The sequence below is a fragment of the Stenotrophomonas sp. genome (assembly GCF_036662295.1).
Taxonomy (GTDB): domain Bacteria; phylum Pseudomonadota; class Gammaproteobacteria; order Xanthomonadales; family Xanthomonadaceae; genus Stenotrophomonas.
Genome location: NZ_JAVWXA010000028.1, coordinates 1 through 12709, shown reverse-complemented (window position 1 = coordinate 12709; position 12709 = coordinate 1). Strand labels below are relative to the sequence as shown.

Annotated in this window: 12 protein-coding genes; 7 read left to right on the top strand and 5 right to left on the bottom strand. The window is 69.4% G+C overall.

Features of this window, described 5'->3' with window-relative positions; genetic code table 11:
• Window positions 1-56: 56 nt before the first annotated feature.
• A complete protein-coding gene (locus RSA25_RS07745; RefSeq protein ID WP_332808312.1) occupies window positions 57-2162 on the top strand; it encodes a phosphoglycerol transferase I in 2106 nt (701 codons plus the stop codon).
• A gap of 78 nt (window positions 2163-2240) precedes the next feature.
• On the opposite strand, the gene RSA25_RS07740 is transcribed toward RSA25_RS07745, so the two are convergent.
• Together RSA25_RS07740 and RSA25_RS07735 are read right to left on the bottom strand one after the other, a co-directional pair.
• On the bottom strand, window positions 2241-4679 hold the full coding sequence (locus tag RSA25_RS07740) for a DUF3772 domain-containing protein (protein ID WP_332808311.1): 2439 nt from the start codon (window positions 4677-4679) through the stop codon (window positions 2241-2243).
• 87 nt (window positions 4680-4766) lie between these two features.
• On the bottom strand, window positions 4767-5015 hold the full coding sequence (locus RSA25_RS07735) for a hypothetical protein (protein ID WP_332808310.1): 249 nt from the start codon (window positions 5013-5015) through the stop codon (window positions 4767-4769).
• 183 nt (window positions 5016-5198) lie between these two features.
• Here RSA25_RS07735 and RSA25_RS07730 point away from each other — a divergent pair, with 183 nt between their 5' ends.
• The 3 genes from RSA25_RS07730 (at window position 5199) to RSA25_RS07720 (ending at window position 7511) form a co-directional block, all read left to right on the top strand.
• A complete protein-coding gene (locus RSA25_RS07730; protein WP_332808309.1) occupies window positions 5199-5693 on the top strand; it encodes a lipocalin family protein in 495 nt (164 codons plus the stop codon).
• 4 nt (window positions 5694-5697) lie between these two features.
• On the top strand, window positions 5698-6909 hold the full coding sequence (locus RSA25_RS07725) for an FAD-dependent oxidoreductase (protein WP_332808308.1): 1212 nt from the start codon (window positions 5698-5700) through the stop codon (window positions 6907-6909).
• Between the two features lie 104 nt (window positions 6910-7013).
• Window positions 7014-7511: a hypothetical protein gene (locus RSA25_RS07720; protein WP_332808307.1), complete on the top strand. Its 498-nt coding sequence runs from the start codon at window positions 7014-7016 to the stop codon at window positions 7509-7511.
• A 69-nt stretch (window positions 7512-7580) separates the two neighbouring features.
• Here the strand turns inward: RSA25_RS07720 and RSA25_RS07715 are convergent, their stop codons facing one another.
• On the bottom strand, window positions 7581-8015 hold the full coding sequence (locus RSA25_RS07715) for a PepSY domain-containing protein (RefSeq protein ID WP_332808306.1): 435 nt from the start codon (window positions 8013-8015) through the stop codon (window positions 7581-7583).
• Window positions 8016-8160: 145 nt separating this feature from the next.
• Here RSA25_RS07715 and RSA25_RS07710 point away from each other — a divergent pair, with 145 nt between their 5' ends.
• The 3 genes from RSA25_RS07710 to RSA25_RS07700 are packed head-to-tail and all read left to right on the top strand — an operon-like array spanning window position 8161 to window position 10441.
• Window positions 8161-8457, top strand: a complete 297-nt coding sequence (locus tag RSA25_RS07710) for a PepSY domain-containing protein (protein WP_332808343.1) — start codon at window positions 8161-8163, stop codon at window positions 8455-8457.
• The gene (locus RSA25_RS07705; RefSeq protein WP_332808305.1) at window positions 8457-9119 is read left to right on the top strand and encodes a response regulator transcription factor; all 663 of its coding nucleotides are present in this window, start codon (window positions 8457-8459) and stop codon (window positions 9117-9119) included. The genes RSA25_RS07710 and RSA25_RS07705 overlap by 1 nt, the downstream gene beginning before the upstream one ends.
• Window positions 9116-10441 carry a HAMP domain-containing sensor histidine kinase gene (locus RSA25_RS07700; protein ID WP_332808304.1) on the top strand — a complete coding sequence of 442 codons (1326 nt, stop codon included), beginning with the start codon at window positions 9116-9118 and terminating at the stop codon, window positions 10439-10441. Before RSA25_RS07705 ends, RSA25_RS07700 begins: the two co-directional genes overlap by 4 nt.
• Before the next feature lie 278 nt (window positions 10442-10719).
• Here RSA25_RS07700 and RSA25_RS07695 read toward each other — a convergent pair whose 3' ends face one another.
• Together RSA25_RS07695 and speA are read right to left on the bottom strand one after the other, a co-directional pair.
• The gene (locus RSA25_RS07695; protein ID WP_332808342.1) at window positions 10720-11043 is read right to left on the bottom strand and encodes a DUF6122 family protein; all 324 of its coding nucleotides are present in this window, start codon (window positions 11041-11043) and stop codon (window positions 10720-10722) included.
• Between the two features lie 91 nt (window positions 11044-11134).
• Window positions 11135-12709: arginine decarboxylase (speA, locus tag RSA25_RS07690; protein WP_332808303.1), on the bottom strand; the 1575-nt coding region annotated here is incomplete at its 5' end.

Genomic DNA, 12709 nt, shown 5'->3' with positions numbered 1-12709 from the left:
GGGATTTACGTCGACATGGCGTCCATCACCCACTGTCTCCGCTACCGATACCGCCGATGCCCTGGATCCTGCTGCTGTCCCTGTTGCTCCTCACCTGGTTGCTGCTTGCCTCGCGCACGTGGGTCGGCTGGAAGGCCGGACTGATGTCGCTGCTGCTGGTGCTGCTGAGTTCGTGGTGGTTGATCAACAAGTTGTCCGGCGATGGGCTCAATGCGGCCACGCTGTACCACCTGGGCGCGGACATGGAAGGCGCGGGCATCGCCGACTTCAAGGGCTACATCGCCGCCTACGTGGCCCTGCTGCTGGTCTCGCTGCTGCTGCCGGTCGCCCTGGCGCGCGTGCAGCGCTGGCGCCGCCTCGAACACGGCAAGGCGGTGTTCGGCGGGTTCATGGCGGCGTGGCTGGTGGCGGTGCTGGTCAGCCCGCTGTACAGCGACGGGCAGCGCTTGTACCAGCAGACGCGCCCGGTGGATTACACCGTCATTGCCCCGGAATACCGGGTGCCGCAGCAGGCGCTGGCCAAGCCGCGCAACATCGTGTGGATCTACGGCGAAAGCCTGGAGCGCACCTACCTGGATGAAGCGGTTTTCCCCGACCTGATGCCCAACATCAACCGCCTCGCCGGCCAGGCGCTGGACGTGCGCGGGCTGGTCTCGGCCGAGGGCGGCGGCTGGACCATCGCCGGGCTGGTGTCCTCCATGTGCGGCGTGCCGCTGACCACCGCCAAGGAAGATGAGAACAGCATGGGCCGGATGGGCAGCTTCCTTCCCGAGGCGGTGTGCCTGGGCGACTACCTCAAGCAGCAGGGCTACACCAACCATTACCTGGGCGGGGCCAACGGGCAGTTCGCCGGCAAGGGCCAGTTCCTGGCCACGCACGGCTTTGATGCCGTCGACGACGTGGCCTGGTTCAAGCAGCAGAAGGTAGGCCGCGCGCATTTCTCGCCGTGGGGCGTGCATGACGACGTGCTGCTGGACAAGGCCTACGATCGTTTCGAGCAGCTGTCCAAGGCTGGCCAGCCCTTCATGCTGACCACGCTCACCATGGACACCCACCACCCGGCCGGCCACCTGCCCTCGGCGTGCAAGCGCACCCGCTACAAGAGCGAGTACGGCAACATCGGCATGCTCAACGCGCTCAAGTGCACCGACGGGCTGATCTCCAAGCTGGTGGATCGCATCCAGGCCAGCCCCTACGGCGATGACACCCTGATCGTGATCGCCTCCGATCACCTGGCCATGCCCAACGACCTCAGCCACATCCTGGCCAAGCAGAAGCGCGAGAACCTGCTGCTGTTCCTGGGCAAGGACATCGCGCCGCGCCAGCTGGCCAGCACGGCCGGTTCCACCCTCGATTCGGGTGCGACCCTGCTCAGTCTGATCCAGCCGGACATCAACGCCATCGGCTTTGGCCGCTCGCTGCTGGACCCCAGGCGCAGCGACAGTGCCAGTGCGGCAGCGCTGCGCGACAACGGCAAGGACTACCCGCGCTACCTGGCCTTCTCGCGTTCGCTGTGGCTGGGCGACAAGACCCGCCAGCTGCGCATCGACGAAGACAACCAGGTGGTGATCGGCCTGCAGCACGTACAGCCGCCGGTGCTGCTGGAGTACGACAAGCAGTTCGACCTGAAGTCGGTGTACCTGGAAAACACCTCCAAGCAGTTCGATCTGGCCGACCCGGCCAACACGCTGGCCTACGTGGACCGCTGCACCGCCTTCGAGGATGGCTCGGCCGACGGGGACTGGTGCGCGATGCTGGTCAACCGCGACAAGGGCATCAAGCTGTACCGCGATGACGCCCTGCGCGGCGGCTTTGCCGTGGACGGCCCGCTGGAGCCGTTCAGCGGCCCGCGCCCGAGCATCCGCCAGGCCCACATGATCACCCAGAAGGGCCGCCGCACCCGCGCCGGCCAGTACATGCTGCAGTTCGTGGCCAAGCAGTCGCCGGACCGTGGCTTCTGGATCGAGGCGGTGTCGTCCCAGCGCAAGGTCGTGGTCGCCCAGCAGTGGGTGCAGCCCGATGCCGACGGCCGCATCAGCGTGCCGTTCGGGCTGGACCACGAAGTGGACGACCTGGAAATCCGCGCGTGGTTGAACCACGCCGAGAAACTGGCCGTGGACAACTTCGCACTGGTGCCCTCGCGCCGCGGCAACCGCGGGTAAGCGGCCCGGCGGCTGCCGGCCGATACGGTCGGCACATCGCCGCATCGACCGCCCCCCGTGGCGACCAACAGTGGAACTTTACCGGTCCTCGGGCGGCGCGGTCGGATCGCGGACCAGGTGGATGTCGGTCGGCGAGGACAAGGCGATGCCGGCGGCGGCGAACTTCTGCAGCATCGCGAAATACAGGTCGCTGCGCACGCCATACACCGCGCGCGGGCCGGACACGTAGCCAAAGCTGTTGATCGCCACCTGCCCGTTGGCGATCGAATCGATGAACACCGACGGCGCCGGGTCGGCGAGCACGCCTACATGTTCGCTGTAGCAGTCCAGCAGGATCTGCCGCACCGCGGCCACGTCGGTGCTGAGCGGCACCGCGAACTGGATCTGGATGCGCCCCTGCGCATTGCCCATCGTCATGTTGCGGATGGTCTTGGTGATCAGCTCGGAGTTGGGCACGATCAACGTGGATTTGTCGCCCACCTGGATCTCGGTGGAGCGCACGCTGATCCGCTTGATGTCGCCCTCCTGGTCGCCCAGCTTGACCCAGTCGCCGATCTTCACCGGCCGCTCGGCCAGCAGGATCAGGCCGGACACGAAATTCTGGGTGATCGCCTGCAGGCCGAAACCGATGCCCACCGACAGCGCGCTGACCAGCAGGGCCAGGCGCTCGAAGCCGATCCCCAGCGCGGTCAGGCCCCACAGCACCGCGGCGATGATGCCCAGGTAGCGGGTGACGGTGCTGATCGAGTTGCGCGCGCCGGCATCCAGTTCGGTCTTGGGCAGGTAGGTGTTGGTCAGCCAGTTCTGGAAGGCCTGCATCACCGCCCACACCACCAGGAAGGCCAGCACCGCGTACAACACGCTGCTCGGCTTGAGCGTGGTCTTGCCGATGGTCAGCCCGTTGGAGAGCGTGTCCAGCCCGCCGTAGAACGCATTGAGGTTGCCGAACGGCGCGGTGAGCGCCAGCACGGCCAGCACGATCACGCCCACGCGCAGCAGCGCCGACAGCAGCACCCCGGCCTGCTCCACGCGCGACTCGGTGAGCCCGGTGGTCAGCACGATGCTGCGGCCGGCGCGACTGGTCGGCGACAGCAGCCAGGTGGCCAGGTCATCGGCGAACTTCAGCAGCAGCGAGGCGGCCAGCAGCACCACCGCGCCCCACACCAGCTGCTGGGCCACGAACAGGGCGAAATTGAGGTAGCCCAGCAGCGTGGCGATTACCGCCGCGGCCACCACCACGTGGCCGGCCAGGCGCGCCAGCACGATCCAGCCGCTGCGCCGCGCCGGTGCCTTGGGCTTGGCCCCCGAATCGGCCTGGGCCTCCAGCTTGGCGGCGGCCTCGTCGGCCTGGCGGCGGTGCAGGCGCGCCAGCGAGACCAGGATGGCGATGATCAGCGCCATGTAAGTGATCGCGATCAGCCCGTCCACGGCCACGGTGGTGATCTGGCTGGTGCGCGAGGCGCGGTTGACCTCCACCAGCAGGATGCCCAGGAAGGTCAGCCCGGCCGCGCCCCAGGCGTATTTGCGCAGCCGCCAGGCAGCGCTGTCATCGAGCGTCAGCAGGCGCCAGGAGGGCCGCTTGGGCACCAGCAGGCAGGCGCTGAGCGCGGTGATGAAGGCGGCCACGAACGTGGCCACCTGGAAATGCAGGGCCAGCTGCTCCAGCCGCGGCGGGATCGCGCCGATGCTTTCCAGCGCGGCCACCAGCACCACCGCCGCGAACCCGGGCAGCAGGGTGCCCACCGCCAGCAGCCATACCGCCAGCCCGGAGCGGCGCAGGCGCCCGTCCGGCGCGCGCTCGGAGGCGGCATAGCGGCGGCCGGCCGCGCGCAGCCACAGGCGCAGCGGGAAGAACATCAGCAACGCCAGCGCCAGGCCGGTCAGCGGCGCGGTCCAGCCGTGCTCGCCGATGGCCTTGCGCGCGGTGCTTTCGCCCTGCCGGTACAGCGAGCCCAGCCGGCCCAGGTCGGCCGGCACGTGGGTGGCGAACTGCCGCCACAGCGAGGGCGACAACGGCGAATTGACCTTGCGCGCCAGCTCCTCGCTGAACTGGGTGACGCGCATCTTCTCGATGTCCGCACCCAGCTGCTTGGCATCGCCGGCCAGCAGCTTGGCCCGGGCGATCGCCGAGGCGATGTCGCTGCGTTCCTGGTTCAGGGCCTTGCGCTGCAGGGCGATGTCGCGTGCCTCCACGGTGCCCTCGGCCACCTCGCCCAGCTGCGCCACGCGCGCGTCCATCTGCTCCAGCTGCGGCTGCAGCGCGTTGCGCGCGGCATCGGCGTCGCGCTGTACCGCCAGCGCGCGGTCGGAGAGGGTCTTGAGGGTGTCGCGGGTGTCGGCGTCCGCCAGCGAGTCCTGGATCTGCTTGAGATCCTTGCCGGCCTGGGCCAGCTGCGCGATCGGGTCCGCCTCGACCGGATCGGCCTGGGCCATCGCCGGCGGCGCCAACGCCAGCCAGAGCAACAGCAACACCCCGGCCAGCGGCCGCGCGAAAGAGGCAGGAAGACGGGAAGACAAAGCCGGCACACCACGGGAGTCGCGCGGACCACCGCGCCTGCGCGAACTATAAACCCGGCCCTGTTCAGACCGGGTGTGCGGGCGGACTCAGTACTTCAGGCGCAGCTCTTCCACCTGGGGTTGCAGCTGGGCATACCAGTCCTGGAATTCCTCTTCGCCGATCTCCTCCGGCGCATACACCGCCACCGGGTCCCAGGCGTGGTCGGTGGGCAGCGGCTGGCGCGGGCCGGCGCGCAGCGAATAGGCCACGCCCTCGTAGTCCAGCACCTCGTCCACCGCGTCCCAGCGCTCACGCGCGAAGTCGGTCGTGCTCTTGAGCAGGATCACCTGGTACATCTGCACCTCCCATCATGTTGATCGCCGGCCCAACACCGGCCCGGGGCCAGCATAGCGCCGCCGCCCGCTGGCCGGCGTCGCCGCGGGGCAACGCTGCGTTCTCGACGCCGCCCTCGCCCCGACTTCACCCGCCCGTGGCAGCGCGCGCGGCATGGTGGAGCGCCCTTCCCCCGTGCGCCTGCGATGAACACCCACCCCGACCTCAAGACCGTCCCCGATCTGAAGCTGCCGCGCTACCTGGGCACCTGGTATGAAATCGCCCGCCTGCCGATGAAGCACGAGCCGGAGGACTGCACCGATGTCTCGGCCCATTACAGCCTCAAGGACAACGGCCATGTGGCCGTGCTCAACCGCTGCCGGCTGGGCGAGCAGATCGAGGAAGCCGAAGGGGAGGCCTGCGCGGTGGACAACGACAGCGCGCGCCTGGAGGTGAGCTTCCTGCCGCGCGGGTTGCGCTGGATCCCCTTCACCAAGGGCGACTACTGGGTCATCCAGGTGGCACCGGACTACAGCGTGGCCCTGGTCGGCAGCCCCGACCGCAAGTTCCTGTGGCTGCTCGCGCGCGCCCCCACGCTGGATGCCACCGTGCAGGAACACTACCTGGCCCAGGCGCGCCAGCAGGGCTTCGACCTTGCCGCCCTGATCCACACCCCGCATACCGGCCGGCCCACGGCCTGAGCGCATGGACCTCAAAAGCGGTTATCCGTTCTGGGCGGTGCGCAACGGGCTGATGCACGCCTTCCCGCCCCTGCGCGAGGACCTGCAGTGCGATGTCCTGGTGGTGGGCGGCGGCATTACCGGCGCGCTGATCGCCAACGAACTGTGCGCCAATGGCCACCATGTGGCCTTGATCGAGCAACGCGACATCGGCTGGGGCAGCACCGCCGCCAGTACCGCGCTGCTGCAGTACGAAATCGACACCCACCTGATCGACCTGGCCCGGCAGTACGGTGAGGCCGCCGCCGTGCAGGCCTACCAGGCCTGCGCCGACGCCATTCCGGCGCTGCGCGAGGTGGCCCGCGGGCTCAAGGGCGTGGACTGCCATCCCATGCACAGCCTGTACTACGCCAGCAAACGCCGGCACCGCGCGGTGCTGCAGGAGGAATTCGCGCTGCGCCAACGGCATGGCTTCGACGTGCGCTGGCTGGACCGCGACGCGGTGCATGACGAATTCAGCCTGGACGCGCCCGGCGCCATCCTCAGTGGGCTGGCCGCGCGCGTGGACCCGTACTGCCTCACCTACCGGCTGCTGGCGCGGCTGCAGAAGAACGGCTGCCAGGTGCATGACCGCACCACGCTGGCGACGTTGGTGCCCACCGCGCGCGGCGTCACCGCCACCACCGGCGAGGGCATGCGCATCCGCTGCGGCCATGTGGTGATGGCCGCCGGCTACGCCAACCAGCAGTGGCTGTCCTCGTCGGTGGCACGCAACCGCAGCAGTTACGCGTTCATCACCGACCCGATCCCGGATGACCTGCTGGGGCCGTTGGCCCAGACCATGGTGTGGGAGTCCGCGCGGCCCTACCTGTACATGCGCAGCACCGGCGACCAGCGCCTGCTGATCGGCGGCGAGGACGATGCGGTGGATGTTCCGGCCCGGCGCGACCGGCGCGTGGAGGCCAAGGCGTCGCGGCTGCTGAAGAAGGTAGGCAAGCTGTTCCCGCACCTGCCCCTGCAGCCGGCCTTCTCCTGGGCCGGCACCTTTGCCGAGACCGCCGACGGGCTGCCCTTCTTCGGTCCCCACCGGCAATGGGGGCCGCGGGTGTTGTTCGCCATGGCGTACGGCGGCAACGGCATCACCTATTCGATGATCGGCGCGGGCCTGTTGCGGGCGCGGATCGAGCGCCGTCGCCATCCGCTGGCCGCGCTGTTCGGGTTCGAGCGCCTGGAGTAAAGTTCCCCCAGGACCGGTGCCATGACAGGCATCGTTCAAGCAGCCGGTGATAGCGTCAGCGCTGTCGGCCGCCTGCCTGCCGCCTGCCCGTTCCGGAGCCCCACATGATCCGCTCGCTATCCCTGCTGCTGTGCCTGCTTGCCCCCGGCGTCGCCCTGGCCCAGTCGGCGGCTGGCGCGACCGGCCCGCAGTCGGCCACCGATCTCAACCTGGCCCTGCCCCAGGCACCGATGCAGTACCTCGGCGACGCGTCCCTGCGCGGCGACCCGCCCGGCACCTTCTACGGCGACAAGAGCGGCCGCCGCCTCAGCGACCGGGGCGCGGCCAACGGCATCGCCGAGGTCACCGACGACAAGCTGCGCGTCAACGGCAGCCTCACCACCGGCATCGGCTACTCCAAGGAAGGCGGCAACTCGCATTACAACGCCGCCGAGATCAACCTCAACAAGAACTACACCACCGATGAGGGCAAGACCCACAACATGAACCTCAACATCCGGGTCAGCGAGGGCAAGGGCCCTGGCTTCTATGGCCCGTATGGGGGGTATGGTGGGTATTACGGGCGTGGCCCGGGTTACTGGGACGGTCCGGCCGGCTGGTAATCGGCCGCCCTGCGCGCCCCTGCAACGGCCGGTCCTTCCGGCCGTTGTCGTCTGCGGTCGATGCCGCACTCAGTCCCACCAGCCCTCGCGCTTGCTCGACAGCACGCGGCCATCGTGGCCGCTCATGCGCACTTCCACGCGCTGGTTGCGGGCATTGCGCGCGTCCAGCTTCCAGGTGGCGCCGTCGCGCTCGAACGATTCGATCTGGCTGAAGCCGGCCTTCTCGGCGCGGGCCAGGATCTGCCCGGCGTCGAGCAGCGCGCGGTTGCTGCGCGGGTCGAATATCTCGCCGGTGGCCGGGTCCACGAAGACCTCCTCGAAGCTGCCATCGGCGCGGCTCACGTCGGCCTCCCACAGCCCGTCCTCGCGTTCCAGTTCATGCACCTGGGCGTACCCGGCGGCACGCAGCTTGGCCTGCACCTCGGCCGCGCCGAGCGGGGCGGCGAAGGCCGGGGCGGCCAGCAGCGAGGTGGCGAGGGCAAGGGGAAGAATCAGGGTTTTCATCAGCAGGCTCCAGGGTAGGCCGGTCGTTCCCGGCCCAGCCAGTCTGGCAAGCGCGCTTAAGCGGACCATGAGGCCGGTTGTTAGACAGCGTTTAAGGACCTGGCGTATACCGTTGGCATCCCCTCGAGCGCCCACGCCCATGTCCATGGCCCCTACCCTGATGCTGCCCCTGTTGCTGGCGCTGGCCGTGCCGGTGTCCCCGCAGGCGCACGATGCCGATCGCGGCCAGCAGGAGGCCGTGCGCCAGGCGGTCCGCCAGGGCAGGCTGGTGCCGCTGCAGCAGGTGGTGGCCGACGCGCTGCGGCGCTACCCCGGCACCTTGCTGGAGGTGGAGCTGGACGATGGCGAGTACGAGGTGGAGATCCTCGGCCCCAACGGGGTGGTGATGGAGTTCGATTACGATGCGGCCACCGGCCGGTTGTTGAAGATGGAAGAAGACTGATGCGCCTGCTGCTTGCCGAGGACGACGCCCTGCTGGCCAGCCGCCTGCAGCAGATGCTGGAGGATGCCGGCTACCTGGTGCTGCACAGCGCCGAGGGCCGCCAGGCCGAAGAACTGGGCCAGATCGAGGACATCGCCGCGGCCGTGGTCGACCTGGGCCTGCCGGGGCTGGACGGGCTGAGCGTGATCGAGCGCTGGCGCCAGGCCGGGCGCACCTTCCCGGTGCTGGTGCTGACCGCGCGCGCGCGTTGGCACGACAAGCTGGCCGGCTTCGACGCCGGGGCCGACGACTACCTCACCAAGCCCTTCCAGCCGGAGGAACTGCTGCTGCGCCTGCGCGCGCTGATCCGCCGCAGCGCCGGCCACGCCAGCCCGCGGCTGCAATGCGGCCCGCTGCTGCTGGACGTCAACGCCGGCCGCGTCGAGCTGGACGGCGAGCCGCTGCACCTGAGCCCACAGGAATACCGCATCCTGAGCTATTTCATGCACCACCCCGACGTGGTGATCAGCCGCGCGCGGCTGGGCGAACACGTCTACGAGGCCGGCTTCGACCCGGACTCCAACACGCTGGACGTGCTGATCGGGCGCATCCGCCGCAAGCTGGGCGGCGAGCTGATCCACACCCACCGGGGACAGGGCTTCCGTCTGTCGGCCACGCCATGAACACCGGTTCGTTGCGCACCCGCCTGCTGCTGGCCGGTGGCGTGGGCCTGGTGCTGGTGTCGGCGCTGGCCACCTGGTGGCTGGGCGCGATGTACGAACGCGCCGCGCGCACGGCCATGGACGCGCGCCTGGGCAACGAACTGATCGCGGTGCTGGCACTGGCCGAAAGCGATGCGCAGGGCCGCCTGCAACTGCGTCGCGAGCTGTCCGACGAGCGCTACCAGCGCGTGTTCTCCGGCACCTACTGGCAGGTGCAGGATGGCAACGGCCAGCCGCTCGGGCAGTCGCGCTCGCTGTGGGATGAAACCTTGGCCACGCCGGCCGCGCTGCGTACCGGCCCGGCGCAGGGCTATGACACCCTTGGCCCGCTGCGGACCCCGCTGCGGGCGCTGGCCCAGCAGGTCACCTTGCCGCGCGTCTCCACGCCCCTGCGCGTGGTGGTGGCCACCGACCGCAGCGCCCTGGATGCCGAGGTGGGCGCTTTCCGCCAGCGCACCGCGATCGCGCTGGCGGTGCTGATCGCGCTCTGGTTCGGCGTGTTGGTCACCCAGGTGCATTACGGGCTGCGGCCGTTGACCGAACTGGTGCGCATCGCCGGCCAGGTGCGCAATGGCGAGAACGTGCGTTTCCCGCAGAAGGGCCTGGTCAAGGAAGTGGCGCCACTGGCAGCCCAGCTCAACGACCTGCTCGACCATCACCAGCGGATGGTGCTGCGCGCGCGACGCAGCGCCGAAGACCTGGCACATGCGCTGAAGACCCCGCTGACCGTGCTGGTGACCGAGGCGCGCAGCGATGGCAGCGACTGGCGGCAGACCCTGCACAGTGAGACCGCGCGCATGCAGGCCAGCATCGACCGTTACCTGGCCGCCGGCGTGGGTGCCGACAGCCAGCAGCGCACGCCGATCGCCCCGGTGATGCAGGCGTTGTGTGCGCTGATGCAGCGCGTGCACACCGAGCGCGGGCTGGTGTTCGAACAGGACCCGCATGCCGCCGGGCTATTTGCCGGGGCGCGCGAAGACCTGGAGGAAATGCTGGGCAACCTGCTCGACAACGCCGGCAAATGGGCCGCGCATCGGGTCTGGATCCGCGCACGCCATATCGACAGCACGCTGCGGATCGAGGTGCGCGACGACGGCCCCGGCCTGCCCGAGGCAGACCTGCAGCGCGCGCTCGAGCGCGGCGTGCGCCTGGACCAGCGCGCGGCCGGCAGCGGCCTGGGCCTGGCCATCGTGGCCGACATCGCCGAGAGCTACGGCGGCACGCTGGTACTGGCCAATGCCGAACCCGGATTGCAGGCGACGCTGACGTTGCCGGCGGGGTAAACGCACCGTCGCTGGCGGCATTGCGTTTGCCGTTGGTAGTGCCGGGCGCTGGGCGGCGGGGGCCCGGGGCGGGGGCCCGCCCGCGGCCGGCACGACCCCTGGCGGGCGGGCCCGCGGATTCCTACCTTCAAACTCGTGGGGGGGGGGGTTGGGGGTGGGGGGGGGTGGGGGGGGGGGGGGGGGGGGGGGGGGGGGGGGGGGGCGCCCCCCCCCCCCCCGGCACTACCCGTGACGTGCGGCCCCTCTGATGCATCAGATCATCCTCGCGTGGCGTGGATCTACCTGCCGGCGTGCATCCACCAGCAATCGATGGCATCCAGCGCGATGTGGATCAGCAGCCCGATGCCGAACAACCGGGTCCTGGCGGGCACGCACAGCCCCGCATAGACCGCGATCGCCGGGGCGGTGTGCAGCGGATGGAAGCCGATGCTGCAGCGGTTGGGCACGTAGATCGGATCGGCCAGCAGGTGGTCCAGGTCGATGATCCAGCCCAGCAACAGCAGCGCCCACGCCGACAGGAACCGCTTGCGCCAGAACATCCAGGCCAGCAACGCCGGCACGGCGGCGTGCAGCACAAGATGGAAGATCGCGCGTGCGCTCATCGGGTGGGTGGCCTCCTCACGTGCGCCCGGCATCGCCCGGCGCCCGGGGTGACGGGGTGGGGCCTGGCGGCGACCACCCCGCGCCGCCGGCTCACGCCAGCGGTTCGTCGGACAGGTAGGTGTAGCCGGTGAGACCCGCTTCCAGCGCCTCGGACAGTTCCTGCGCGCGCGCCGGCGACAACTGCGCGGCCGCCACGCGTTCGGCATAGCTGGCCCGCAGCTCGGCCAGGCTGTAGCCCACGTAGTCCAGCATCACATCGGTGGTGTCGCCGCGACGCTGCTGGGTGATGGCATAGCCATCGGCATCGGCCAGCACTTCCACCGCGTCGGTGTCGCCGAACAGGTTGTGGATGTCGCCCAGGATTTCCTGGTAGGCGCCCACCATGAAGAAGGCGATGCGGTAGCTCTCGCCCGGGTTCAGCGCGTGCAGCGGCAGCGAGCTGTCCAGGCTCTCGTTCTCGACATAGGTCTTGACCATGCCGTCCGAATCGCAGGTCATGTCGGCGATGATGCCGCGACGCTGCGGTGCTTCGTTCAGGCGCTCGATCGGCACGATCGGGAACACCTGGTCGATCGCCCACGCATCGGGGATCGATTCGAACACGCTGAAGTTGACGAAGTACTTGTCCACCAGCCGCTCGTTCAACTCATCCAGCGCCGGGCGGTGGCTCTTTTCGTCATAGCTCAGGCGCGCACGCACGGCATGGGCGATGGCATAGAACAGGTCGTCGATGCGCGCCCGCTGCGGCAGGTCGATCTGGCCCAGCGCGTAGCTGGACAGGCCTTCGGCATGGAAATGCTGCGCTTCCTGGAACAGCTCCACCGCCGGGCGCTCGTCCAGCTCGGCGTGGATCTCGCGCAGGTGGCGGATCGCGGCCGGCTCGTCGTCGTGCGCGTCGGGCACGCGGCCTTCCTGCGCCTCCTCCACCTCGGACACGTTGGCGATCAGCACCGCGTGGTGGGCGGTCATCGCGCGGCCGCACTCGGTCACGATGCGCGGCGGGGTCAGGCCGTGTTCTTCGCAGGCATTGGCCAGCGGCTGCACGATGTTGCTGGCGTAGGAGTTCAGCCCGTAGTTGATCGAGCAGAAGCTGCGCGAGCGCGTGCCTTCGTAATCCACGCCCAGCCCGCCGCCCACGTCCACGTGGGTGATCTTCGCACCCAGGCGCGAGAGTTCCACGAAGTAGCGGGTGGCTTCGCGCATGCCGTTGGCGATGTCGCGCACGTTGGAGATCTGCGAGCCCATGTGGAAGTGCAGCAGGCTCAGGCAGTCGGCGTATTCGGTATCGCGCAGCGACTTCCACAGGTCCAGCAGCTGGCGCGGGGACAGGCCGAACTTGGCCTTGTCGCCGCCGCTGTTCTGCCACTTGCCCGCGCCCAGCGAGGCCAGGCGCATGCGCACGCCCAGGCCCGGCTTCACGTCCAGGGCCTTGGACTCCTCCAGCACCAGCTTCAGCTCGGAGGGCTTCTCGATGACGATGAAGGTCTGCAGGCCCAGCTTGCGGCCGATCAGGGCCAGGCGGATGTACTCGCGGTCCTTGTAGCCGTTGCAGACGATCAGCCCACCCGGGCGCGACAGCGCCAGCACGGCCATCAGCTCGGGCTTGCTGCCCGCCTCCAGGCCGAAGCCCTCGCCGTGGTGGCTGGCCAGGGTGCCGGCCACGCC